A 24,286-nucleotide genomic window follows, 5' to 3' on the forward strand; every position below is an offset into this window, starting at 1 on the left:
CGACTGATGCTGCATCCGAGTATAGGGACGCCGGCGCGCGTACAGTAGCGGCCACCGCGCGCGACAGCGCGACGACGGGCGGGTACGATGCGTCGGAGCGCGCCAGGAACGGGGAAAGGCATGGACATCACGCTGTTGCTCGACCGTGCGCGTGCCGGCGACGGCGAAAGCCTGTCGCGGGCCTATGGCCTGCTGTACGACGAGATGCGCAAGATCGCGCGCGGCCTGTTGCGCGGCGGCGAGGCGACCCTGACCCCGACCGTCCTGGTCAACGAGGCCTACCTGCGATTGAACGGGGCGAAGCTGTCGCCGGAGAACCGCAAGCACTTCTTCGCCACCTCCGCCCAGGCGATGCGCTGGATCGTGATGGACCACGCCAAGCGCTCCCGCGCGGCACGCCATGGCGGCGGGCTGGTGCGGGTCGAGCTGGACGGCGACTTCCCCGCCGAGTTCGACGCCGGCCGGATGCTCGCCCTCGACGCGGCGCTCGAACGCCTGGGCCGGATCGATCCCGCGCGTCGCGAGCTGGTCGAGCTGCGCTTCTTCGCAGGGCTGGACTATGCCGAGCTCGCGCCGCTGCTGGGACGCTCCGAACGCACGCTCAAGCGCGAGTGGGCGGCGGCCCGCGCGGCACTGCAGGCGATGATGGAGTAGCGGTGGCCCGCGCCCCCGCCGGATGTCGAGTGTCGAAGGGAGGCCGCGCCGCGGCCCCTTCCTTCCGCATACGGAGCCGACACCGTCATGAATACCCGACACCCCGCCTGCCTGCTCGTGCTGGCGATCGCCATTGCCAATCTCGCCGCCCCGCCGGTCCTTGCGCAGGGCCGTATGACCAGCCGACCTGCGCCGCCACGTCCCCCGACCAGCCAGAATGGATGCATGCTCGAGTCCGTCAGCGGCTGGCCCGGCGACCGCTACCGGATCAAGCGGCGGGCCGAGGACGCGGCGCGCGACCAATGGAAGGCAATGGTAAGGAGGACCCATGGCGATGACTTCGCCCGTTGGAAGCTGTCGAACCCCCATACCCGGCAGATCGAGTGCAAGGACTACCGAAACGGTTATGCCTGCTGGGCCAAGGCCACGCCCTGCGACGGGTCCGAGCCGCGCCTGTACGACCAGAGGCGATGAGCCATGAGCGGCGGGGCTCCACCGGACGACGCCTCCGTGCCCTGGCTCGCCGCGCTGGCCCTGGTCGAACGCGTGCTCGAACTGCCGGCAGAGCAGCGCCAGGCGGCACTCGACCACTTCGGCGGCGATCCTGAAACCCGGGCACTGGCCCGCCGCATGCTCGCGGCGAGCGAGTCGACCAGCGTGCTCGACGCCCCGCTGCCGCCCCTGGCCGAGGCGAGCGAGGCCGACGAAGCGCACCACGCCTTGCTCGTCGGACAGCGCCTGGGCCGCTGGCTGCTGACCGGGCTGCTGGGCCAGGGTGGCATGTCGGCGGTCTACCGGGCGCGCTCCCTCACGCCGCCGGTCGGCCAGGAAGCCGCCCTGAAACTGCTCTCGCTGGCAGCCGCCACGCCGGAAGGGCGCATCCGCTTCCAGCGCGAGATCGACATCCTCGTCCGGCTGCGGCATCCGGGCATCGCCCCGGTCCACGACGCCGGCTTCGCCGCCGACGGCACGCCCTGGTTCGCGATGGGCCTGGTGGAAGGGGTGGACATCGCCACCTGGCAGCAGGAGCAGGGCCTCGACGTCAACGACTGCGTGGAGCTGTTCCTGCAGGTCTGCGACGCGGTGGCCTACGCGCACCGGCACCTGGTGGTCCATCGCGACATCAAGCCTTCGAACGTGCTCGTCGATTCCAGTGGACGGGCGATCCTGCTCGACTTCGGCATCTCCCGGTTGCTTGAAGGCGACATGCAGGACGCCACGTCGACCGGCCTGTATGCGTTCACACCGCGCTACGCCGCGCCCGAGCAGCTCAACGGCGGTGCGATCAGCACGGCTACCGACGTGTTCGGCCTCGGCAGCCTGCTGCACTTGCTCCTGGTGGGCAGGCCGCCGCTCTTCGACGCCAGCGCGGCGGACGCCGAATGCCGGGCGCCGGCCACCCTGCTCGACCGTCGCAACGATCGGAACCGGCGGCGCCTGTTGGGCGGCGACCTGGGCGCGATCCTGCAGCGCGCGCTCGCCCGAGACCCCGCGCGGCGCTATCCCGGCGCGGCGGAACTGGCCATGGACCTGCGTGCCTGGCGCGAAGGGCGGCCGGTCAGCGCACAGCGCGACGGCAAGGCGTACCGCTTCCGTCGCTTCGTCGCCCGACATCGCGTTTCCAGCGGCCTGGCGGCGGGACTGGCGATCAGCCTGCTGGCCGGCCTGGCCGGCTTTGCCTGGCAGGCGCACCACGCTCGCCAGCAAGCTTCCATCGCACGCGACGCCGAACGCGTCGCGGCCGACGCCCAGGCGCGCGCCGAGCGCGAACTGCAACGCTCCGAGGCCGTGCGCGGGTACATCGGCGAGATATTCGCCGTCGCCAATCCCGGCAGCGGCCGCGAGATCAATCCAACCGAGTTCGTCGCCTCCGCCGACGCCCTGGTGACCGACGACATGGAGGCGACGCAACCCGAACTTGCCGCGGACCTGCACATCTTCATCAGCGGTCTGCGGAGGGCAACGGGCGACTACGAAGGCGGCATGGCCTCGCTCACCGAGGCGGTGTCGGTGCTCGACGCGGCGGGCGTGCAGGCGCCCGGCCTTCGCGTGCGCGCCTGGAGCGAGGCCGGCAGTACGTCGCGCACACTGGGCCGGCAACGCGAGGCCTTCGACTTCTTCGGCAAGGCACTCGCCGCCGCCGATGCGGCACGACTCGGCGACGACGCCCGGACGATGCTCGCGCTCGACAGGCTCGCTGCGGAGTCGGCGTTCTCCGGCAAGGACCAGCCCGTCGATGCCCTGTCGACGCTTCTGGGGCGGATCGAGTCCGACGATGCATTGCGCGGTACCCGGGTCCACATGACGGCACTGGATTACCTGTCGACAGCGGTGCGCCTGGCGGGTGGCGACAACTTTCCGCTCCAGGGCAGGCGCCTGGCCATCGCACCCGCGGTCTATGCCGACGAACCCGGTTGGCTGGCCTTCACCTATGCCGACGCCGTGCCCACCTACCGCGCCCGGCGCGACTTCGAGACCGCGGGGCGGCTCGCCGCCGAGGCAATCGAGATCGCCGATCGCGTCTACCAGGCGCCGAACGTTGTCGCCGCCATCGTGTACTGCAATGCCGCGGGGCTGGCGCTGCAGACCGGTCGCAACGCCGAGGCCAGGTCCTTGATCGAGCGGGCCATCGCCATCGACGCGGTCCTGCAACGGCGCTACCTGCATGCCGCCTCCTGCCTGTTCCACCAGGCCGAAGCAGCGATCGCGACCGGCCACCCCGGCCCGGCGCTCGAGGCGCTGGATGCCACCGACGCCATGCTCGACGCGCTCGCCACGGCCCCTGACGCGTCCCTGCGCGGCGAGAGTTGCGGCCTGCGCGCCCTGGTGCACCTGCGCTCGGGCGACGCGACCGCCGCGACACGCGCCCTGTCCGCCTGCGAGGCACTCCACGGCCGCATCAACCGCTACCTGCCGCCGGCCCTGGCCTGGCGCGCCGCGTGGATGGGCGACCCGGGCGAGGCATCGCGGGTGCTCGCTCCCTGGCTGGAGGCTCATCCCCTTCCACACGACGCCCCCGACCGGCTCATGGGCTGGCAGCTCGACTGGATGATCGCCTCGCTCGGGAACATGCCGGACGCCGACGCCAGGCGCCAGGCATTGCGTGCATCCGTGGCGGCGATTCCCGGAAAATGGGACGATCGCGACGCGCTGCTCGCCTGCCTGGATCGTGGCGACGGGCGGGCGGGATGCCTGGCCCAAGCCGGGGAGCGGCGGGCACGCTGAAACCCGCGTGGCCCCTTTGGCGGCGAAACCTCGAATGTCGGTGCGAGCGGAACGAATCCGCCACCGACCCGAGGAGTCCGCCATGCAACGATACACCCGTTCCGTCCTGGTCCTGCTGCCGCTCGCGATGCTGCTGGCGGCGCCCCCGCCGGCCGATGCCGGCGAGTGGTTGCGAAAGCTCAAGCGCGTCGCCGGGGATGCCGTGCAGCAGGAAGTCGAGGACAAGGTCGACGAGCAGAGCCGCCGCGTCGCCCGCTGCGCGATGGGCGACGAAGCCTGCGTGTCGCGCGCGCAGGCGCGCGGCGACATCGTCCAGATGGAAGTGCAAGGCGACAGCCCTGCCCCGCTGCCAGGCGCTGGCCCGTCCACCGACATTCCCCTGGTCAGTCCCTACCCCGGCTCGGTGCGGACCGACCGCGACGTCCAGGCCCATGCAGACTACGTCCGCATCACCGGCTTTGCGAACCGACGGCCCACCACCGAGCCGCTCGAAGGCAGGCTGACCTACGTGCGCTACCGCAACCCGGCCGGACGCTCCACGCTCGAGATCCTGCGCCATTACCGCGAAGCGCTGGTCGCGCAGGGGTTTCGCCTCGACTGGGAATGCGCGTCGAGGAAGGCGTGCGGCAGCACCGGCTTCCACGACGGCCGGTCCTACTCGTGGAAGGACATCAACGGCCTCAACCCCGGCATCGCCGGGGACACGCGCTATTTCACCGGACGCACGTCCCATGAGAACGGCTTCGCGTACGTGTCGATCTCCATCAATCCCCAGGTCACCGACCTCCAGGTGCTCGAGACTCCGGCGGTACAGGCGAAAGGAGGCGGCGTGACCGCCGATTCCCTCGCCAGCGGCCTCGCGAAGGACGGCAAGGTCACCCTGGATGGCATCCATTTCGACACCGGGCGGGCGACGCTGCGGTCCGAATCCGGGCCCGCGCTCGACGCGGCCGCGCGCCTCATGCGGGAGCAGCCGGCGCTGAGGCTGGCCGTGGTCGGCCACACCGACAGCAGCGGCGATCCAGCGGCGAACCTGCAGCTCTCCAGGCAGCGCGCCGGGACTGTCCTCGCGGCGCTCGTCTCGCGAGGCGTGCCCGCGGCGCGCCTGAGCGCGAGCGGTCGCGGCAGCGGCATGCCGGTCGCGAGCAACGCCACCGAAGCGGGACGTGCACTGAACCGCCGCGTCGAACTGGTGAAGCCGTGATGCGCGCGCCTCCGATCACTTGCACGGGCCTCCTGCTGCTGGCGCTCCCCTGGCCAATGGCCTCACACGCCGCCGATGCCGCTCCCTCTGCATGGTGCGATCGACTGCTGCCCGTCGCGGCGATCGCCGAGGCGGTGGGCGCGTCCAGCACCGGGCTCGAGCGCGTCGCCACCGGCGTGGTGGCCGAGGACGACCGGCACTGCCATCGCCGCTACCGGATCGGCCAGGTGCCCGCCAGCGACGAACTGATCCTGATGGTGACGCCCGCGCGCGACGCGGGCGCGGCCCGTGCCGCGGTCGACGGAATGGCTCGCGACGCCACGGCGGCGCACTACTTCGGTCTGTCGCGACCCACGGGGCTTGGCGACGCGGCCGTCCACTACCGCCGGCGCGACCCCTTGAGCGAAGCTCGCATGGGACTGCACGTGAACTTCGCGATGTCGGGCCAGGTCGTCGAGCTGGCGTACCACAACGTCGACGACGGCGAACGCAACAAGTTCGTGCAGGCCAGCAGCGAGGTCGAAGCCATCGCGCGCGGCATCGCCGCGAGGATGACGCCATGAACCGCCGCGTCGCCGCCGGCAGCGCGGGCCTGGCCCTGCTCGCCGCGGCGGCGGCATGGGCCTGGGCGAGCGGTGCGATCCCCCACCCGTTCGCACCGGCGGACCCGCCGATCGAATTGGTCGAATCAGGCTCCTCGAAGGCCCGCGACCTGGGCGAGCGCTTCGAACCGTCGCCCAAGCCTTCCCTACCCGACGGCACCCTGCCAGGCACGGCCGATCCCTTCCATGTACCGGACCGGCTGGTCGACAAGCCTCCGCGGCCCGCCGACGACCCGCCCGGCTGGCAGAACCCCTTCGACATGCCCAGCGACCTGGTCAAACCCGCGGACCTCACGGCGGAGGCCTGGCAGCGGCGCAAGCGCGCGCGCGAAGCCGCCTTTGGCGCGGAAAGCCGCTTCCCGGCCAATCCGCAGGACGACCGGGGCAGCTTCCGCTTCGACTGGGCCATCGTGCACACCGTCGACAGCGCCGACCTGCTCGCGGATTTCGAGTACCACGTCAACAGCGCGGACGGCAGCGCCCTCGTCGCCGGGGATGCGATCCGCCCCCTGCTGGGGCACCTGCCAGCGGCCGCAGACATCGATTTCTTGCTCCGCAAGGCGAACGGCGACCTCCTCGCCTGCGGGACGCACGATCGCGTCGGCAAGGCTTGCCTCAAGCTCGGCGAGGACCTGCCCGCGGCCTTCGCCTGGCTGGGCCACGCCACGCGCACGGGCGCCTTCCTGTCGAGCATCGCCTCGACACCGCAGCGCCTGGGCAGCCCGCCCCCGGGACGCGCGCGCGGTGCGCGCGGACGCGTCGACATCGACGGCGAGCCGCACTATCTGCAGGTCTGGGTCGCACCCGGCGCCAGCCCCGTCGCGACGCAGGTGGCGTGGCTCGGCATGGGCTCGGGCGTGCTCAAGGACACGCGCTCACGGATCAACCGCGAGGTCAGGCGGGTGCGCTACGAAGGCATCGATCGCGACGGCGGCGACGTGGTGGTCGACACGGAATCGATCCGGCCTTCGGTCGCCGCCCGGGACACGCGCGACTACAGGATCGTCACCGCGTTCGGCTCTTCCGCCCTGGCCGAGGCCACCGCCATCGGCGCGGGCATGCAGGAGGTGGCCGCGCGCGAGGTCCAGGCCCTGGACCGGGCATTGCGGGAATGCCTGCCCGGCGATGCCGGCCGCGCGTGCCGTCGCCTGTACCGCGAGAAGATCAAGGCAGCGAACGCGGCCAGTCGCGACGAAGCGCTCGACTGGGCCCGCCAGCAGGGCCTGACCGTGGACTAGGCCGCTCCGGGCTCGTGGATGGCAGACGAGGCCTGCCCCGGGAAAAAGGGTCCCGGGGTCAGGCACCCGATCCGGTCAAGCCTGCGGATCGGTCGCTGGCGCGTCCGGGTCGGCCACGGGCTGCACGGGTGCCAGGCCCTCGGCAAGCTCCGCGTCGGCGGTCTCGTCGTCGGCGTCCAGCGATGCATCCAGGCGTTCGATCGCCTGCAGGGTCTCGTCCTTGGCCAGGCGCATCAGGGTCACGCCCTGGGTATTGCGGCTGACCTGGGAGATCTCCGCCGCCCGCGTGCGCACCAGCGTGCCGCCATCGGAGATCAGCAGGACCTCGTGCTGTTCGCTCAACTGCACCGCACCCACCAGCTTGCCGTTGCGGTCGGTGGTCTTGAGCGCGATCACGCCCTGGATGCCACGGCCCTTGCAGGGATACTCATCCAGCGGCGTGCGCTTGCCGTAGCCGCGCTGGCTGGCGGTGAGGATGTCGCCATCGCCCTCGACCACGATCAGGCTGACCACCTCCTCGCCATCGGCCAGGCGCATGCCGCGCACGCCGGTGGCGGTCCGGCCCATGGAGCGCACTTCGGACTCGCCGAAGCGCACCGCCTTGCCGTTGCTGGCGAACAGCATCACGTCGCGCTCGCCGTCGGTCATCTCGACGCCGACCAGGGCATCGCCCTCGTCGAGGTTGATCGCGATCTTGCCGCGCTGCAGGCGATAGGCGTACTCGGTCAGCGGGGTCTTCTTGACCGTGCCATGGCGCGTGGCGAAGAAGACGAAGCGGTCCTCGGCGTACTCGCGCACCGGCAACACCGCCTGCACGCGCTCGCCCTCCTCGAGCGGGATCCAGTTGATGATGGGGCGACCGCGGGCGTTGGGGCCGGCATCGGGCAACTGGTGCACCGGCAGCCAGAACACGCGTCCCGTGCTGGTGAAGGTCAGCAGGGTGTCGTGGGTGTTGACCAGCCAAAGCTGGTCGATGAAATCCTCGTCCTTGGTGCTGGCAGCGTTGCGGCCGCGACCGCCGCGTTTCTGGGCACGGTAGGCCGTCACCGGCTGGCGCTTGGCATAGCCGGAGTGCGACAGCGTGACGACCACGTCCTCCGGCGCGATCAGGTCGAGGATGTCGAGGTCTTCCTCGCTCTGGCGGATCTCGGAGCGGCGGGCGTCGCCGAACTCCTCCTTGACGTTGCGCAGCTCGGTGCGGATCACTTCCATCAGCACCGTCGGATCCTCGAGGATCTCGATCAGGCCGCGGATGGTCTCCAGCAGCAGCTTGTATTCCTCGGTGAGCTTTTCCTGCTCCAGGCCGGTCAGGCGGTGCAGGCGCATCTCCAGGATCTGCTGCGCCTGGTTCTCGGTCAGCTGGTAGCGGCCGTCGACCAGGCCCACGCCCTGTGGCAGGTCTTCGGGGCGCGAGGCCTCGGCGCCGGCGGCCTCGAGCAGCGTGCCGACCAGGCCCGGCTCCCAGGTGCGGGCGAGCATGCGCTCGCGCGCCTCGTTCGGGTTGGCCGAGGTCTTGATCAGCTCGATCATCTCGTCGATGTTCGCGAGCGCGACCGTCAGGCCTTCCAGGATGTGGGCGCGCTGGCGCGCCTTGCGCAGCTCGAAGATGGTGCGGCGGGTCACCACCTCGCGGCGGTGCCTGACGAAGATCTCGATCAGGTCCTTCAGGTTCAGCAGCTGCGGGCGTCCATCGACGATCGCCACCATGTTGATGCCGAACACCGACTCCATCTGGGTCTGCTGGTAGAGGTTGTTCAGCACGACCTCGGCCGAGTCGCCGCGCTTGACCTCGATGAAGATGCGCATGCCGTCCTTGTCGGACTCGTCGCGCAGCTCGGAGATGCCTTCCAGCCGCTTCTCCTTGACCAGTTCGGCGATCTTCTCGATCAGCCGGGCCTTGTTGACCTGGTAGGGGATCTCGGTGACGACGATGGCCTCGCGGCCGGTGCTCTCGTTGACCTCGACTTCGGCGCGCGCGCGCATGCGCACGCGGCCGCGGCCGGTGCGGTAGGCATTGATGATGCCCGACGTGCCGTTGATGATGCCGGCGGTCGGGAAGTCGGGGCCGGGCACGTATTCCATCAGGCCGTCGACGTCGATGTCGGGCTGGTCGATCAGGGCGATCGTCGCGTCGACCACTTCCGACAGGTTGTGCGGCGGGATGTTCGTCGCCATGCCCACCGCGATGCCGGCCGAGCCGTTGACCAGCAGGTTCGGCACCCGGGTCGGCATGACCGTGGGTTCGAGTTCCTTCTCGTCGTAGTTGGGCTGGAAGTCGACGGTTTCCTTGTCGATGTCGGCCATCAGCTCGTGGCTGAGCCGCGACATGCGCGCCTCGGTGTAGCGCATCGCCGCGGCGCTGTCGCCGTCGATCGAGCCGAAGTTGCCCTGGCCGTCGATCAGCATGTAGCGCAGCGAGAACGGCTGCGCCATGCGCACCAGGGTGTCGTACACCGCCGAGTCGCCGTGCGGGTGGTATTTACCGATCACGTCACCGACGACGCGCGCCGACTTGTAGTAGGGCTTGTTGCTGTGCGCGCCGAGCTCGTTCATCGCGTACAGGACGCGGCGGTGCACCGGCTTGAGTCCGTCCCGGGCGTCGGGAAGCGCGCGTCCCACGATCACGCTCATGGCGTAATCCAGGTAGCTGCGACGCATCTCGTCTTCGAGGTTTACCGGGATGATTTCCTTGGCGAGTTCGGCCATCGGGTTTCCGTTATGGGCGGTGGATCAGCCCCCTCCCCCGACCGTTCCCGCCGCCCCGGCCGCAAGGCGGCGGCGAGGCGTGGCACGGGCGCTGGAGAGCGCATGAAAAAGACGTGAAATCATACCACGAACCGCCCCCCTGCCCCCGTCCGGGCATGGCGGGATTCCAACGCAAAAACAAGCACTTGCGCGAGCCGTCCGGGATAGCGCCGCCAATGCGGCCCCCGCCGTGGCTTCAGCCGCCGAACGCGGCCCGCATCGCGGCGGCGTCGGGGCGTTCGATGACGCCCTTCTCGGTGACGATGGCATCGATCAGTTCATGCGGGGTGACGTCGAACACCGGGTTCCAGGCCACGATGTCGTGGGCGGCGGTCCGCACGCCGCCGATGGCGAACATCTCGCCCGGGTCGCGCTCCTCGATCTCGATGGCCTCGCCGGACGGGGTATCCATGTCGACGGTGGACGACGGCGCCACGACCATGAACTTCGCGCCGTGGTGGCGGGCCGAGATCGCCAGCTGGTAGGTGCCGATCTTGTTGGCGGTGTCGCCATTGGCGCAGATGCGGTCGGCCCCGACGACGACCCACTGCACCGCGCCGGTCTTCATCAGGTGCGCGGCCGCCGCATCGGCGACGAGGGTCGGCGCGATGCCGTCCTGCTGCAGCTCCCATGAGGTCAGCCGGGCGCCCTGCAGCCAGGGCCGTGTTTCGCCGGCGTAAACCTTGCCGATGCGCCCCTGTGCGACGCCCGCGCGGATGACGCCCAGCGCGGTGCCGAATCCGGCGGTGGCGAGCGAGCCGGTGTTGCAATGGGTCATCACGCCGCTGCCCGGCGCGATCAGGGCAGCGCCCAATGCGCCCATGTGGCGGTTGGCGGCCAGGTCTTCATCCGAGATCGCCTGCGCCTCGCGCGCCAGCACCTCGCGCCAGTCGGCACCGGCGCTGGCGAGGACGCGGCGCATGCGCGCCAGCGCCCAGGCCAGGTTGACCGCGGTGGGTCGCGCCGCGTTGAGGCGCTGCATCGCAGGCTCCAGCAACGGCAGCGCCTGCGCACCGCTGTCGGCCTGCACGTCTCGCGTCGCCAGGACCACGCCCCAGGCGGCGGAGATGCCGATCGCCGGCGCGCCGCGAACCGTGAGCGCGTGGATCGCGGCGGCGACTTCGTCGCTGTCGGCGCAGCGGACGTAGTCCACTTCGAAGGGGAGTTTGCGCTGGTCGAGCAGCTCGAGGGCATCGCCGGTCCAACGGATGGGGCGGATGCGGTCGTAGCGGTCGAAATCGATGTCCTGGCTCATCGCGCCAGTGTAACCGCCCGGGTACGGCGCCCGCGTCAGCGGATGCTGAACTCCGCGCGGCAGCCGCTGCCGACCCAGATGCCGTTGGCATCCCAGCCCCAGCTGCTGCCGCGGATGCACGGCGAGTTGGACAGTTGCCGGACCAGCGTGGCCTGTCGGCGGATCGTGGCATTGCAACGATGCTGGCGTCCGTCCTTGGATTCGCATCGCAGGATCTGCGCCGGGCCGGGCCCCGGATTGGGGCGATGGCCACCGCCCCCGCCCGTCGCGAATTCACCGCGGCAACCGGCGGTCACCCACACCTGGTTGGCGTCATGGCCCCAGGTGCGGCCTTCGATGCAGTCCGTCGACGACAGTTGGCGGACCAGGCGCACGCCGCCGCGGGTATCGACCGGGCACCGGCGGGTACGCATGTCGTCGGACTCGCAACGCACCCGGTCGCTGCCGCCGCCCACGGGATAGCCGCCTCCACTGCCCTGTCCGGCGATGAACTCGGCGCGGCAGCCCTCGGTGACCCAGACGCCATTGCGGTCGGCATCCCAGGTGCGCCCGCGGATGCAGGGCGTGTTGGACAGCTGGCGCGTCATCCGCACGCCGCCGCGGGTGTCGGCGGGGCAACGGCGGGTGCGGTCGTCGCGCGACTCGCAACGGAACGGCGCGCCGTAGACCGCGCCATCGCCCGGGTAGGGATGATCGCCGCCGACCGGGTAGCCCTGGCCGGGGTACGGATAGCTGCCGCCGCCGAAGATGCCGGGATCGAGCACGCAGCCCGCGCACGCCAGCATTGCCGCGATCACCACACCCCTGAACAACCTGGTCATGCACGTCCTCCTCGACACCTGCCCCCGGCAGGCGCGGTCACGTCCGGAATTCCCTCGAGTCCATCCGAGCTTATCGCGTGCGCATGATGAATGCCCGGTGCACGCGAAGGGATGGACGACGGAAAGGGTTCAGGCTCGTGAAAAATCGAAGGCGAGCACATCGGCGATGCGATCGCTGTCCAGCATCGCCATCAACAGCCGGTCGATCCCCAAGGCCACGCCGGCGCAGTCGGGCAGGCCCGACTGCAGCGCGGCCAGCAGGCGGGCGTCGGTGGGCGGCGACGCCTGGCTGCGCGCCTCGCGCACCCGGCCATCGTTCAGGAACCGCGCGCCCTGCTCGCCGGCGTCCGCCAGTTCGTGGTAGCCGTTGGCCAGCTCCAGCGGTCCCAGGTACAGCTCGAATCGCTCGGCGACGGCCACGCCCTCCGGCGCGTCGCCGGGGCGGATGCGCGCCAGCGCGCTCTGGCTGGCCGGATAGTCGATGACCGCCAGCAGCCGCTCGCGCGGGAAGGCCGGCTGCAGGCGATGGGTCATCAACAGGTCGAGCCAGTCGTCGCGCGTCAGGCCGTGGGGATCGATCTGCACGTCGCCCAGCGCCGAACGCATCTCGGCGATCGACGCGTGCGCCGGGTCGATCCCCAGCTCGCGCAGGTACAAGGCGTGGTAGCCGACTTCGACCAGTTCGGCGCCGCGCCCGACCAGGGCCAGCGCCGCCTGCACCAGAGCGGCGGTCTCGCCGACCAGGCGCCGGTGGTCCCAGCCCAGCCGGTACCACTCGAGCATGGTGAACTCGGGGTTGTGGCGCCCACCGGCTTCGCCGTCGCGAAACACGCGCCCGAGCTCGTAACAGTCGCCGAAGCCCGCGGCCAACAGCCGCTTGAGCGGGAACTCCGGCGAGGTCCGCAGCCAACGCCTGCGCGGCGCGCCGTCGGTACGTCCGCTGAAGTCCAGCGAGAAAGAGGCGATGTTGGGATCCGTGTTGCCGGCCATCGACATCACCGGGGTCTCGACCTCGATGACGCCGCGATCGGCGAAGAAGTCGCGGATGCGGGCGTTCAGGCGCGCGCGCAGGCGCAGCGCGTCGAACGAGGCCCCGGGACGCCAGTCCGGCGTCATGCCTCGCCGCCCTGCCCGTGCGACGCGAGGAAGTCGAGCAGGCGGGCTTCGTCCCAGACCTCCACCCCCAGCGCCTCGGCCTTGGCCAGCTTGGAACCGGCGGCCTCGCCGGCGACCACGAAGTCCGTCTTCTTCGACACGCTGCCCGAGCTCTTCGCGCCGAGCGCCTCCAGGCGCGCCTTGGCTTCGTCGCGCGTCATCGCCGACAAGGTGCCGGTCAACACGACCGTCTGTCCATCGAGCGGCCCGGCCGGACGGGTGTCCTCGGCCGGCAGGCGCGAGAGCAGTGTCGCCGCGGCCTCGCCCGTGGCGGCGAGCAGGCGGGCGTGGCCGGCGTCGGCGCGCCAGTCGACCAGCGCGCGCGCGGTGTCGGCCGGCAGGCCGGCCGTCACGAAACCATGCTCGGGCGCCTCGAGCACGGCCCTGGCATCTTCGAAGGCGGCGGCGACCTGGCCCGCGCGCAGCGGCGTGAGGCGCGGGATGTCCAGGTCGGCGAGCAGCGTCGACCAGGCCAGGCCCTCGCGAAGTTGCGGACTGGGCGCATGCGTATCGCCGATGCGGACGCCGCGCTCGAGCAGTGCGTCGATGACCTGCTGGTTGCCGGGCTGGTCGAAGAAGTGGCCGATGCTGCGCGCCACCTCGCCGCCGATGTCGGGCACCCGCTTGAACACGGGCCAGGGCAGGCGCCGCACCAGGGCGAGGTCGCCGAACCAGTTCGCCAGCGCCTTGGCCGTGCTCTCGCCCACGTGCTGGATGCCCAGCGCGAACAGGAACCGCTCCAGGCTGGCGTCCCGGCTGCGGTCGATCGCCTCGATCAGGTTCTCGGCCCACCTGGTGGCGACCTTGCCGCCCTTGACCGTTTCCGGCGTGGTGCCGTCGCGTTCGTCCGCGCGCCGCTTCATCTCCAACAGGTCGGCCAGCGAAAGCCGGTACAGGTCGGCGACGCTGTCGAGGTAGCCCAGGTCGGTCAGGTCCTCGATGTAACGCTCGCCCAGCCCTTCGATGTCCATCGCGCGTCGCGAGGCGAAGTGGCGTACCGCTTCCTTGCGTTGCGCCGCGCAGGCCAGGCCGCCGGAACAGCGCCAGGCCACGCCGCCTTCGTCGCGCACCAGTTCCGAGCCGCAGACCGGACAGGTCGCGGGCATCGTCCACGGCGCGGCTTCGGGCGCGCGTTGCTCGGGCACCACGCGCACCACTTCGGGGATGACGTCGCCGGCACGGCGGACGATCACCGTGTCGCCCGGCCGCACGTCCAGGCGCGCGATCTGGTCGGCGTTGTGCAGGGTGGCGTTGGTGACCACCACGCCGGCGACCTGCACCGGCTGCAGGCGCGCGACCGGAGTGGCCGCGCCGGTCCGGCCGATCTGGATGTCGATGCCCTCGAGCAGCGTCGACTGCTCCTGCGCCGGGAACTTGTGCGCGATCGCCCAGCGCGGCGCGCGCGAGACGAAGCCCATCTCGCGCTGGCCTTCGTAGTCGTCGAGCTTGTAGACCACCCCGTCGATGTCGAACGGCAGGCCGTCGCGGGCCTCGCCCATCCGCCGGTAGTAGTCGAGCAGGCCCTCGGCGCCTTCCACCACCTCGCTCTGGGCGCTGACGGGGAAGCCCCAGTCGCGCAGGCGGGCGAGCGTCGCCGAGTGGGTGTCGGGCAGCGTGCCGCCCTCGACGGCACCGATGCCATAAGCGTAGAAGGCCAAGGGCCGGCGCGCGGTCACGCGCGGATCGAGCTGGCGCAGCGAACCGGCCGCGCCGTTGCGCGGATTGGCCAGCACCTTGTCGCCCCCGCCCTTGCCGGCATCGGCGAGCGCACGCGCGTTGTAGGCCTTGAACGCCTCCAGCGGCATGTAGACCTCGCCGCGGACCTCGAGCACCCCGGGCCAACCTTCGCCGCGCAGCGCCAGCGGGATCGCCTTGATCGTGCGCAGGTTCGCGGTGACGTCCTCGCCGGTGGCACCGTCGCCACGGGTCGCGCCCCGTACGAAGCGGCCGGCCTCGTAGCGAAGGCTGATCGCCAGGCCGTCGAGCTTGGGCTCGACCGAGAACCGCGGCGACTCGCGACCGATCCGCTCGTCGATCCGGCGCACGAAATCGCGCACCTCCTCCTCGCTGAACGCATTGCCCAGCGAGAGCATCGGGATCGCGTGACGGACCTCGTCGAACGCGCCCGACGGCGCGGCGCCGACGCGCTGGGTGGGCGAGTCGGGACTGGCGAGCCCGGGATGCGCGGCCTCCAGCTCGTCGAGCTCGCGCAGCAAGCGGTCGTACTCGGCGTCGGGGATCGCCGGGTCGTCGAGCACGTGGTAGCGGTAGTTGGCGTCGTTGAGCTGTCGGCACAGCTCGGCGATACGCGCGGCGGGATCGGGGCTCATGGCGGATTCCGTGTCGGTGCGATCGGCCGCGCCCCGTCGCGACCCCGGGGCCGGGCGGCCGGCGTTGCGCTTACCAGCGGCCAGGCTTGCTCAGTGGCGGCGCCTCGCGCTGGCGGTCGTAGGCGCGCAGCTCGTCGCGGATGTGGGCCACGCGCTGGCGGCCCAGGGCATTGCGCTGCTCGTCGAGCACGACGCCGTCGAGCAGTTCGGCCATGCGCTGCGCGGTCGGCAGCATGGCCTCCCAGGCGTCGAGCGCCGGCACCGGCGCGGGCAGGGTCAGGAAGAAGGCGATCGCCGGCGTCTGCAGCGACTGGATGTCGGCCATGTCGAAGCTGCCGGGCTTCATGATGTTGGCCACGCTGAAGACCGGACCTCGTTCGGGGTGGTGCTCGTCCAGGCGATGGAACACGCTCATGTAGCCATAGACCAGACCGGCCTTTTCCGCCGCGACCACGATATCGGGGCCGTGCAGTTTCTCGCCCGCGCGGGCGGCGAGGTAGAGGGTGACGATCTTGTCGAATTCCTCGCTCACGCGGCGGCCGGCGTCCGCGCCCGGCGTGGCCGTCCGCGCGGGCTCACCGAACATGTCGGCCTGGGAGAGCGGCTCGGCGGCGTTGCCGGCATCGGCGCCCCCGGCATCCAGGCGTTCGCTGAAGGTCGGCTCGCGGCGCGCATCGTCCCGCGGCTCGCGCGGCTTGCGCGTGCCCTGGCCGGGCTTGCTGGGCCGGCCGAAGAAGTAGATCGCCGCGACCAGCAGCAGGCCGGCGACCAGGATGCCGATGCGCAACAGCCAGACTTCAGACATCGGATGACCTCCTTGCGTGGGCGCAGGCCACGATCATAACGGCGGGATGCGTCCCGGGCATCGCGGCGGTCATGCCGCGCCCACCAGGCGCGCGGCCTCGGCCAGGTCGACCGAGACTAGGCGGCTGACGCCCGGCTCGCGCATGGTGACGCCCGATAGCTGCATGGCCGCCTCCATCGTGGCCTTGTTGTGGGTCACGAACAGGAACTGTACCTGCTCGCTCATCTCGCTGACCATCGCCGCCAGGCGGCCGACGTTCGCCTCGTCGAGCGGCGCGTCGACCTCGTCGAGCAGGCAGAACGGCGCCGGGTTCAGGCGGAAGATCGCGAAGACCAGCGCGACCGCGGTCATCGCCTTCTCGCCGCCGGACAGCAGCGAGATGTTGGACACGCGCTTGCCGGGCGGGCGCGCCATGATCGCCACGCCGGTGTCGAGCAGGTCCTCGCCGGTCAGTTCCAGGTAGGCATGGCCGCCACCGAACAGGCGCGGGTACAACTCCTGGACGCCGCTGTTGACGCGGTCGAAGGTGTCCTTGAAGCGGCCGCGGGTCTCGCGGTCGATCTTGCGGATCGCTTCTTCCAGGGTGTCCAGCGCGCTCGTCAGGTCGACGTCCTGGGCATCCAGGTATTCCTTGCGCTGGGCGGCCTCGGCGTGCTCGGCGATGGCGGCCAGGTTGACCGGCTCCAGGCGCCGCAGGCGCGCGTCGATCGCGGTCACCGCCGCGCCCCAGGTCTGCGCGTCGGCCTCGTCGGGCAGGGTGTTGGCGACGTCCTCGAGGGTGAAGCCTTCCTCGACGATCGCCTCCACCAGTTGCTCGGCCTTCAACACCAGGGCCTGCTGGTCGAGGCGCCGCTGGCCGATCGCCTCGCGTTGCTGCAGGGCCTGTTCGTCGCGCTGCTGGCGGACCTGCTCGAAGCGACGCAGGTCGGCGTCGATGCCGTCCACGCGGGTACGCGCCTGGGTCAGCGCCTGCTCGGCCGATACCCGTTGCTCGAGCGCGACCTGGCGCTGGGCCTCAAGGGTGTCGACCGGGGAATCGCCTTCCATCAACTGGCTGGTCAGCTCCTCCAGCCGGCTGTCGAGCTGGCCGCGCTGGCCGCCCATCCGGTCGAGCGCCTGCGCCAGGCTGGCGATCTGGGTGCGCTGCGATTCCAGGGTCAGCGCCAGCGCATGTGCGGTGTCGCGCGATTCGCGCGCCAGCGTGCGGGCCTGGTCGCGCGCCTCGCCCAGGCGGTTGCGTTCGGCGTCGAGCTGCTGGCGGGCGTCCTCCAGCTCGCTCATCTTCATGACCGCCTCTTCCTGCCGCATCCGCGCTTCGCGCGACTGCTCGCGACTGGCGTCGGCGGTCTCGGCCAGTTGCGCCAGCTCGGCGTCGATCTTCTCGATGCGACCCCGCGCCGAGTCCAGCCGGCCCTGCTGGCTCTGCAACTGGCCGGCCAGTTCGGACACGCTGCGGTGGGCCATGTAGAGGGTGCGCTGGGCGTCCTCGCGCTGCTGCTCGGCCGCCAGCGCGCGATCGCGCAGTTGCACCTGCAGCGACTCCAGCTCCTGCTCGCGGGCCAGCAGGCCCTCGATGTCGCTGCGCAGCGACTGGATCTCGCGCTCGCGCAGCAGGGCACCCTGCTTCGCCGCACCGGAGCGCAGCACGCGCAGCCAGCCGGCGCCCAGGCGTTCGCCCTCGCGGGTGATGATCGACTCGCCTTCGCCCAGGCCCGGCAGCAGCGCGCGCGCGGCGCCCATGTCCTCGGCGGCGTGCAGCGGGGCCAACAAGCGCAGGATCGCGCGCGGTCCCCTCACCCGCGCGGCCAGCGATGTCGGCGCGCAGTCCACGTCGCCGGTGGCGGGATCGACAAGCGCCAGGCGGTCGTCGCCCAGCTCGCCGATCGCGTCGACCAGGCTTTCCGGCGCCTCGACCAGCACGCCCTCGATCAATTGCCCGAGCGCGGCCTCGACCGCGTTCTCCCAGCCCGGGTCGACCTGCAGCGACTCGCCCACGCGCGCCGCCGAGTCCAGGCCACGCGCCCTCAGCCAGTCGAGCGCCGCACCCTGCTCCTGGCCGAGCGCGGCATGCTGCAGGGTCTCCAGCGAGGACAAGCGGCCACGCGCGGCCTGCGCCTGCTTGCGCACCTCGGCCAGCTCGGACTGGGTGCCGCGCTGTTGCTCCTGGAGTTCGCCGACCGCGGCCTTGCGCGCCTCCAGCGTCTCGCTGAGCGTATCGAGCGAGAGCTTCTGCGTTTCATGCTGTTCCTCGATGCCGGCGAAGGCTTCCGACAGCGCGTCCAGGTCCAGGCCGCGGCGCTCGCTGGCCAGGGCCTCGCGGCGGCGCTCGGCGTCCATCGCCTGGCGGTCGAGGTGCTCGATGCGGGTGCGTTCGACGTCGGCCGCACGCACCGCCTCGGACTGGGCGCGGCTGTGGTGCTCCCAGCGCTGCTGCCAGTCCGACAGCCGGGCCTCGGCGTCGCGCAGTGCGTCCTGGCGCGCGCCGTCTTCTTCGCGCAGCTGCTCCAGGCGCGGCTCGGCCTCGGCGACCGAGGCCTGCAGGACTTCCAGTTGCGACTCGTCGTTGCCGATGTGCCGGGCGATCTCGCTGAGCGCGGCCTGGGCTTCGTCGCGGGCACGCTGCAGGCGGGTCGACATTTCCTTCTGGTGCTGGATCTGCTGCTCGATCCGCGCCAGCGCGCCGCTGACCTCGTAGCTCGCGGCCTGGGCCTTGCCCAGGGCCTCGGCGGCCTCCTCGCGGTTGACGCGGCCGGTCTCGATCTCGCGTTCGGCCTCGCGCTGCTCGGCGATCAGTTGCTGCAGCCGGGTTTCCTGCTGGGCGAGCTTCTCGCGCTGGGCCTGCAGTTTCTGGTCCAGGGCGCGATGCTCCAGCGCCTTCCACTCCGCGTCCTTGGTCCGGCGTTCCGCCTGCAGGGCCTGGTACTGCTCGGCCTGGCGCGCCTGCCGGTTGAGGTGTTCGAGTTGCTTGCCGACTTCCTCGCGCAGGTCGTTCAGGCGGTCCAGGTTCTCGCGGGTGTGGCGGATGCGGATCTCGGTCTCGCGGCGGCGTTCCTTGTACTTGGAGATGCCCGCGGCTTCCTCCAGGTACACGCGCAACTCCTCGGGCTTGGCCTCGATGATGTTGCTGATCATGCCCTGCTCGATGATCGAGTAGCTGCGCGGCCCCAGGCCGGTGCCCAGGAACAGGTCGGTGATGTCGCGTCGACGGCACTTGGCGCCATTGAGGTAGTACTGGCTGGTGCCGTCGCGGCTGACCGTGCGCTTGACCGAGATCTCGTCGTAGGCGCCGTACTCGCCGGTGATGGTGCGGTCGGCGTTGTCGAAGACCAGCTCGACCATCGCCTGCGACACCGGCTTGCGCGCGGAGGAACCGGCGAAGATCACGTCGGTGAGCGAGTCGCCGCGCAGGCGGCTGGCCGAGCTCTCGCCCATGACCCAGCGCACCGCGTCGATGATGTTGGACTTGCCGCAGCCGTTGGGCCCGACCACGCCGGTCATGTTGGTGGGCAGGTGCAGGGTGGTCGGGTCGACGAAGGATTTGAAGCCGGAAAGCTTGATCGTGGACAGACGCATGCGGCGAAGAGGCCTCTGGCGGGTGCGTCGGCACCGCGCACTTGATTTCAATATGGATTAATTATGTCGCGCAAGTCATTGATTGACTTAAACGATACGCGACCCATCGGCCGCGCTTCCAGCGAGTATAGCGGCCCGCGGAGCCGGCTGCCGAGGGCCGCTGCCCGCGCCGCCGCCGCCTGCTCCGGGTTCAGCCGGCGCCACCGTCCGTACGCTCGGCCGGGGCGCGGGCGTCGATCGACAGGGCATGGATGTCGGTCTCCATCAGGTCGCCAAGCGCGGCGTACACCGCGCGGTGCCGGGCCAGCGGCGGCATCCCCTCGAACGCCGCGCTGACCACGTCCACGTTGAAGTGCCCGCGCCCGTCGCGCGCGCCGGCATGGCCTGCGTGGCGGGCGCTGTCGTCGACCACCTGCAGCTCAAGCGGCGACAGGGCCCGCTCCAGGGCGGCGCGGATCGCGGCGACCCGCGCCTCGCGCGGGAGCGGCCCGCCGTTCACGGCAGCACCTTGCGGAACGGGCGCACGTCCACGCGCTCGTAGACGCCCGCCTCGACATAGGGGTCGGCGTCGGCCCAGGCGCGCGCCTGCTCCAGCGAGTCGAACTGGGCGACGACCAGGCTGCCGCTGAAACCGGCCGGGCCGGGGTCCTCGGCGTCGATCGCCGGACACGGGCCGGCCAGCAGCAGGTGCCCGGCGTCGCGCAGTGCGACCAGGCGGGCCAGGTGTGCCGGTCGGGCGGCCGCGCGCCGGTCGAGCACGCCTTCGCCGTCATGGCCTTCGATCACGTACCACATCTGCCTGCCGCCTCCTCGTCGATGCCCGGCGACATGCCGGGAATGCTGAACGGATTGTACGGCCCATGGGGCGCGACGCGCCGGGCGCTGGACACCGTTCATCCAAGCCCGTACCCTTGGCTGCAATTGTATGTGGCCGGTTGCAGCGGCCCGTCGCGACAGGCCCCACGCCGTCGCCACGCCTCGCACCCCGGTGCGTCGCTGCCCCTCCCCGGCCCGGGACCATGACTTCCTGTTCCACCTCGCCGCCGCGGATGGCCCGCGCATGCCGGCGCGGATGACGGGGCCTTGTGGTTTCCGCATCGACACTTTCGCAGTCCGTTGCACCCGGCGGCCGCCTCTCCGGAGCGTCCGCGACATCCATGTCGTCGTGCCGCGCCCCGCCGGGCCGGCACGCGGATCGCATGGCCCCCGGAGGGGCCAGCCACGCATGACCAGCCCGACCGCGTCCGAAGTGACCGAGCAGACAGAAGCTCAGCCCGCCGAGGCCGTACACAACACGCCCCCCGTGCCCCCGCAGCAGCAGGAGATGCCGCTGGCGATGGTGCATGGACAGCCGGTCCTGCAAATTCCCCAGGACCTGTACATCCCGCCGGATGCGCTGGAAGTCATCCTCGACGCGTTCGAGGGCCCGCTCGACCTGCTGCTGTACCTGATCCGCCGGCAGAACCTGGAGATCCTCGACATCCCGGTCGCGGAGATCACCCGGCAGTACGTCGACTACATCCAGGCCATGCACGAGATGCGTTTCGAGCTGGCCGCCGAATACCTGGTGATGGCCGCCATCCTGGCCGAGATCAAGTCGCGGATGCTGCTGCCGCGGCCGCCGAGCGAGGAAGGCGAAGAGGAAGACCCGCGCGCCGAACTGGTGCGGCGCCTGCAGGAGTACGAGCGTTTCAAGAAGGCCGCCGAGGACCTGGACACCCTGCCCCGGCAGGATCGCGACACCGCGCCGGCCGCGGCCTTCGTCCCCGACCGCGCCGCCGTCCGCGTGCCGCCGCCGGTGGACCTGAAGGAGATGCTGCTGGCGCTGCACGACGTATTCAAGCGCGCCGAGCTGTACACCCAGCACGCGATCAAGCGCGACGCGCTGAACGTCCGCCAGCGCATGGGCGAACTGCTGGAACGGCTGAACGATGGCCAGTTCTACCGCTTCGAGCAGCTGTTCACCGTCGAGGAAGGCAAGCTCGGCGTGGTCGTGACCTTCCTGGGCCTGCTGACCCTGGCCAAGGAGCAGCTGATCGACATCGTGCAGGAGGCGCCGCTGGCGCCGATCTACGTGAAATCGCTGGCGATCCTGGACGATCCCAGCCAGATCGAGCTGAGCGACGAGTTCGATCGCGACGACGCCCCGACCGGCTGAGGCGGCCCGCCCGCCCCAGCCCCACCGCGCGACGGCCACCGCCGTCGACCACGAGAACCGCAGACAGACGCATTCCATGGATCAATCGCTGGACCAATCGCTCATCAACCGGATCGTCGAAGCGGCGCTGCTCGCGGCGCACCAGCCGCTGACCCTCGCCCAGTTGCACGCGCTGTTCCCCGAGGACCAGCCGGCCCCGGCGGGCAGCGTCGAACAGGCGATCGAGACCCTGCAGGCCGGCTGCGCCGAACGCGGCGTGGAACTGGTCGAGCTGGCGTCGGGCTTCCGCTTCCAGGTCAAGGGCGACGTCCACGCCTGGGTCGCCCGGCTCTGGACCGAGCGCCAGACCCGTTACACCCGCGCCACGCTCGAGACCCTGGCGTTGATCGCCTATCGCCAGCCGATCACCCGCGGCGAGATCGAGCAGGTCCGCGGCGTGGCGGTCAACAGCAACATCATCAAGGCGCTTGAAGAGCGCGAATGGATCCGCGTGGTCGGCCATCGCGACGTCCCGGGCAAGCCGGCGCTGTTCGGCACCACCAAGGCCTTCCTGGACTACTTCGGCCTCAAGCGCCTGGACGAGTTGCCGCCGCTGTCGGAGCTCAAGGAGATCGGCGAGCTGGAGCCGCAGTTCAAGTTCGACGGCGATGCTGGCGACAAGCCCGCCCCGGCGGCCGACGCCGCGATCGAAGCCGGCGGCCTCGGCGCGGGCACCGCGCAGGCCGCCAACGATGCCGACGGCGACGCGCAGGACACGCGCGACGCCGCCGGCGAACACACCCATGACGCGGACGCGGGCGACGACACGTCGACCGCGCCGCACCACCCCGAAGCCGCGCCGGGCGAGCGCGCGGCGGACGAGAACGAACAGGGGTCGACGCCCGAAAGCGACGACGCCCCTTCGGCAATCCCGGACGCGGACCGGGGCGACGACGTCGACCCCGCGCCCGCTTCCAACGCCGTCGAGACGACGACCGTTCCCGAGTCTGAGGCCGCCTCCGAAGAGGACGCGCCGGAGCAATTGAAATGACCCAAGAAAAGAGCCGCAAGCTCACCCTCAAGCGCAGCAGCGAGGACAACGCTGCCGCACCCCGCCTCGAAGAACGCCTGCACAAGGTCCTGGCCCAGGCCGGACTGGGCTCGCGTCGCGCGCTGGAGCAACGCATCGCCGATGGCCTGGTCAAGGTCAACGGCGAGGTGGCCCAGGTCGGCATGTCGATCAAGGGCGGCGACAAGATCGAGCTCGACGGGCGCCAGTTCGTCGCCAGCGCGCTGACCGAGCCGTCCCGCGTGCTGATGTACAACAAGCCCGAGGGCGAGGTCACCACCCGCGAGGATCCCGAGGGCCGCCCGACGATCTTCGAGGCCCTGCCCGCGCTGAAGGGCGCGCGCTGGATCGCCGTCGGACGCCTGGACATCAACACCACCGGCCTGCTGCTGCTCACCACCGACGGCGAGCTGGCCAATGCGATGATGCACCCCTCCTTCGAGGTCGAGCGCGAGTACGTGTGCCGCGTGCGCGCGCCGGAAGGCCAGGAACAGGTCCCCGACAACATCCCCGACCGCCTCAAGCGCGGCGTCGCGCTCGACGACGGTCCGGCGAAGTTCGACGAGGTCGAGCGCATCGGCGGCACCGACTCGCACGACTGGTTCCGCGTCGTGGTCAAGGAAGGGCGCAACCGCGAAGTGCGGCGCCTGTGGGAATCGCAGGGCTGCCAGGTCAGCCGCCTCAAGCGCATCCGCTACGGCAAGGCCAGCCTCCCGCGCGAACTGCTGCGCGGCCAGTCGCAGGAGATGGCGGCCGACAAGGTCGAGGCCCTGCGCAAGGAACTGGGCCTGGAGGACGGCACGCCGTCGGCGCTGACCCTGCAGCCGGTCATCGGCCAGCGCAAGGCGGCCAAGTCGACGATCAACCTGAGCGGCAACGACCGCTCGCAGGGCTACGTGGGCGGGCCGAGCCGTGCCGACGAGGGCCGCGAACTGCGTCGCTTCGACAACGTCCGCGAGGACCGCGGCCGCGGCCGCGGGGGCCCGAAGCGCCATGGCGGCCTGACCGTGAGCGGCGAAACCGCCGCCAAGCAGTCGCAGAAGCCCTTCAAGCAGCGCAAGCAGAAAGGGCAGTCCCTGCCCGAGGGCAGTCCGGCCGCGTTCCGCACCTGGTACGTGCCCGATGGCGTCGAAACCGGGCCCAACGGTCACCGCAATCCCGGTGGCGCGCGCGGCCCCGGTGCCAAGAAATTCGGCAACAAGCCGCGTCCCGGCGGCGGCGCCGGCAAGCCCCAGGGCGGCAACAAGGGCCAGCGCGCGGCGCATCCCTACGGCCATCCGGCGGGCGCCGGCATGCATTTCCCCTCCGACCACGCCGGTGGCGGCGCCTCGCCGTATGGCGACAAGCCGCGCGGTAATCGCCCCGCCGGCGCGCGTCCGCAAGGCGGCCGCGGTCCGGGTGGCGGCGGTGCGCGCGGCCCCGGCGGCAACCGTGGCGGCGGGCGGGGCCCGGGTGGTGGCGCGGGGCGCGGCC

General features: G+C 71.1%; 18 protein-coding genes. 9 read left to right on the forward strand and 9 right to left on the reverse strand.

Features of this window, described 5'->3' with window-relative positions:
- Window positions 1-120 precede the first annotated feature (120 nt).
- The 6 genes from H4F98_RS14785 to H4F98_RS14810 all read left to right on the forward strand — a co-directional run bounded on the left by H4F98_RS14785 (window position 121) and on the right by H4F98_RS14810 (window position 6,923).
- The gene (locus H4F98_RS14785; RefSeq protein WP_182688607.1) at window positions 121-654 is read left to right on the forward strand and encodes an ECF-type sigma factor; all 534 of its coding nucleotides are present in this window, start codon (window positions 121-123) and stop codon (window positions 652-654) included.
- Between the two features lie 87 nt (window positions 655-741).
- On the forward strand, window positions 742-1,128 hold the full coding sequence (locus tag H4F98_RS14790) for a hypothetical protein (protein ID WP_182688608.1): 387 nt from the start codon (window positions 742-744) through the stop codon (window positions 1,126-1,128).
- A gap of 3 nt (window positions 1,129-1,131) precedes the next feature.
- Window positions 1,132-3,879, forward strand: a complete 2,748-nt coding sequence (locus H4F98_RS14795) for a serine/threonine-protein kinase (protein ID WP_182688609.1) — start codon at window positions 1,132-1,134, stop codon at window positions 3,877-3,879.
- Between the two features lie 82 nt (window positions 3,880-3,961).
- On the forward strand, window positions 3,962-5,083 hold the full coding sequence (locus tag H4F98_RS14800; protein ID WP_182688610.1) for an OmpA family protein: 1,122 nt from the start codon (window positions 3,962-3,964) through the stop codon (window positions 5,081-5,083).
- A gap of 56 nt (window positions 5,084-5,139) precedes the next feature.
- Complete coding sequence (locus H4F98_RS14805) at window positions 5,140-5,646, forward strand: hypothetical protein (RefSeq protein ID WP_182688611.1); 507 nt, start codon at window positions 5,140-5,142, stop codon at window positions 5,644-5,646.
- Window positions 5,643-6,923, forward strand: coding sequence for a hypothetical protein (locus H4F98_RS14810; protein WP_182688612.1), 1,281 nt, complete (start codon window positions 5,643-5,645; stop codon window positions 6,921-6,923). Before H4F98_RS14805 ends, H4F98_RS14810 begins: the two co-directional genes overlap by 4 nt.
- 75 nt (window positions 6,924-6,998) lie before the next feature.
- Here H4F98_RS14810 and gyrA read toward each other — a convergent pair whose 3' ends face one another.
- The 9 genes from gyrA to H4F98_RS14855 all read right to left on the reverse strand — a co-directional run bounded on the left by gyrA (window position 6,999) and on the right by H4F98_RS14855 (window position 20,402).
- Window positions 6,999-9,629: a DNA gyrase subunit A gene (gene gyrA, locus H4F98_RS14815; protein WP_182688613.1), complete on the reverse strand. Its 2,631-nt coding sequence runs from the start codon at window positions 9,627-9,629 to the stop codon at window positions 6,999-7,001.
- Between the two features lie 235 nt (window positions 9,630-9,864).
- Complete coding sequence (gene mtnA, locus H4F98_RS14820; RefSeq protein ID WP_182688614.1) at window positions 9,865-10,923, reverse strand: S-methyl-5-thioribose-1-phosphate isomerase; 1,059 nt, start codon at window positions 10,921-10,923, stop codon at window positions 9,865-9,867.
- Between the two features lie 35 nt (window positions 10,924-10,958).
- The gene (locus H4F98_RS14825) at window positions 10,959-11,744 is read right to left on the reverse strand and encodes a DUF3011 domain-containing protein (RefSeq protein WP_246373265.1); all 786 of its coding nucleotides are present in this window, start codon (window positions 11,742-11,744) and stop codon (window positions 10,959-10,961) included.
- Window positions 11,745-11,873: 129 nt separating this feature from the next.
- A complete protein-coding gene (epmA, locus tag H4F98_RS14830; protein ID WP_182688615.1) occupies window positions 11,874-12,860 on the reverse strand; it encodes an EF-P lysine aminoacylase EpmA in 987 nt (328 codons plus the stop codon).
- Entirely contained in the window at window positions 12,857-15,229 is a 2,373-nt protein-coding gene (gene ligA / locus H4F98_RS14835) for an NAD-dependent DNA ligase LigA (protein WP_182688616.1), read from the reverse strand. Before ligA ends, epmA begins: the two co-directional genes overlap by 4 nt.
- 70 nt (window positions 15,230-15,299) lie before the next feature.
- Window positions 15,300-16,034, reverse strand: a complete 735-nt coding sequence (gene zipA / locus H4F98_RS14840) for a cell division protein ZipA (protein WP_182688617.1) — start codon at window positions 16,032-16,034, stop codon at window positions 15,300-15,302.
- Between the two features lie 69 nt (window positions 16,035-16,103).
- Window positions 16,104-19,607 carry a chromosome segregation protein SMC gene (gene smc, locus H4F98_RS14845; protein ID WP_182688618.1) on the reverse strand — a complete coding sequence of 1,168 codons (3,504 nt, stop codon included), beginning with the start codon at window positions 19,605-19,607 and terminating at the stop codon, window positions 16,104-16,106.
- A 190-nt stretch (window positions 19,608-19,797) separates the two neighbouring features.
- A complete protein-coding gene (locus tag H4F98_RS14850; RefSeq protein WP_182688619.1) occupies window positions 19,798-20,106 on the reverse strand; it encodes a BolA/IbaG family iron-sulfur metabolism protein in 309 nt (102 codons plus the stop codon).
- Window positions 20,103-20,402, reverse strand: coding sequence for a YciI family protein (locus H4F98_RS14855; protein WP_141519347.1), 300 nt, complete (start codon window positions 20,400-20,402; stop codon window positions 20,103-20,105). The genes H4F98_RS14850 and H4F98_RS14855 overlap by 4 nt, the downstream gene beginning before the upstream one ends.
- A gap of 529 nt (window positions 20,403-20,931) precedes the next feature.
- Between H4F98_RS14855 and H4F98_RS14860 the strand changes: the two genes are divergently transcribed.
- From H4F98_RS14860 to H4F98_RS14870, 3 genes are all read left to right on the forward strand, one after another.
- Window positions 20,932-21,765 (forward strand): segregation and condensation protein A, encoded by an 834-nt coding sequence (locus H4F98_RS14860; protein ID WP_246373267.1) that lies wholly within the window; start codon window positions 20,932-20,934, stop codon window positions 21,763-21,765.
- 76 nt (window positions 21,766-21,841) lie between these two features.
- Entirely contained in the window at window positions 21,842-22,795 is a 954-nt protein-coding gene (gene scpB / locus H4F98_RS14865; RefSeq protein WP_425487611.1) for an SMC-Scp complex subunit ScpB, read from the forward strand.
- Window positions 22,792-24,286 (forward strand): pseudouridine synthase (locus H4F98_RS14870; protein ID WP_182688621.1); only part of this gene is annotated, 1,495 nt, incomplete at its 3' end. The genes scpB and H4F98_RS14870, both read left to right, overlap by 4 nt.

This window comes from Marilutibacter spongiae (assembly GCF_014145325.1).
Lineage (GTDB): Bacteria > Pseudomonadota > Gammaproteobacteria > Xanthomonadales > Xanthomonadaceae > Marilutibacter > Marilutibacter spongiae.

Coding starts and splice junctions, on each gene's coding strand:
- mtnA (WP_182688614.1), bottom strand. CDS start 10,923: ATGAGCCAGGACATCGATTTCGACCGCTACGACCGCATCCGCCCCATC.
- zipA (WP_182688617.1), bottom strand. CDS start 16,034: ATGTCTGAAGTCTGGCTGTTGCGCATCGGCATCCTGGTCGCCGGCCTG.
- gyrA (WP_182688613.1), bottom strand. CDS start 9,629: ATGGCCGAACTCGCCAAGGAAATCATCCCGGTAAACCTCGAAGACGAG.
- scpB (WP_425487611.1), top strand. CDS start 21,842: ATGGATCAATCGCTGGACCAATCGCTCATCAACCGGATCGTCGAAGCG.
- H4F98_RS14790 (WP_182688608.1), top strand. CDS start 742: ATGAATACCCGACACCCCGCCTGCCTGCTCGTGCTGGCGATCGCCATT.
- H4F98_RS14800 (WP_182688610.1), top strand. CDS start 3,962: ATGCAACGATACACCCGTTCCGTCCTGGTCCTGCTGCCGCTCGCGATG.
- ligA (WP_182688616.1), bottom strand. CDS start 15,229: ATGAGCCCCGATCCCGCCGCGCGTATCGCCGAGCTGTGCCGACAGCTC.
- H4F98_RS14795 (WP_182688609.1), top strand. CDS start 1,132: ATGAGCGGCGGGGCTCCACCGGACGACGCCTCCGTGCCCTGGCTCGCC.
- smc (WP_182688618.1), bottom strand. CDS start 19,607: ATGCGTCTGTCCACGATCAAGCTTTCCGGCTTCAAATCCTTCGTCGAC.
- H4F98_RS14855 (WP_141519347.1), bottom strand. CDS start 20,402: ATGTGGTACGTGATCGAAGGCCATGACGGCGAAGGCGTGCTCGACCGG.
- H4F98_RS14805 (WP_182688611.1), top strand. CDS start 5,140: ATGGCCTCACACGCCGCCGATGCCGCTCCCTCTGCATGGTGCGATCGA.
- H4F98_RS14785 (WP_182688607.1), top strand. CDS start 121: ATGGACATCACGCTGTTGCTCGACCGTGCGCGTGCCGGCGACGGCGAA.
- epmA (WP_182688615.1), bottom strand. CDS start 12,860: ATGACGCCGGACTGGCGTCCCGGGGCCTCGTTCGACGCGCTGCGCCTG.
- H4F98_RS14825 (WP_246373265.1), bottom strand. CDS start 11,744: ATGACCAGGTTGTTCAGGGGTGTGGTGATCGCGGCAATGCTGGCGTGC.
- H4F98_RS14810 (WP_182688612.1), top strand. CDS start 5,643: ATGAACCGCCGCGTCGCCGCCGGCAGCGCGGGCCTGGCCCTGCTCGCC.
- H4F98_RS14860 (WP_246373267.1), top strand. CDS start 20,932: ATGCCGCTGGCGATGGTGCATGGACAGCCGGTCCTGCAAATTCCCCAG.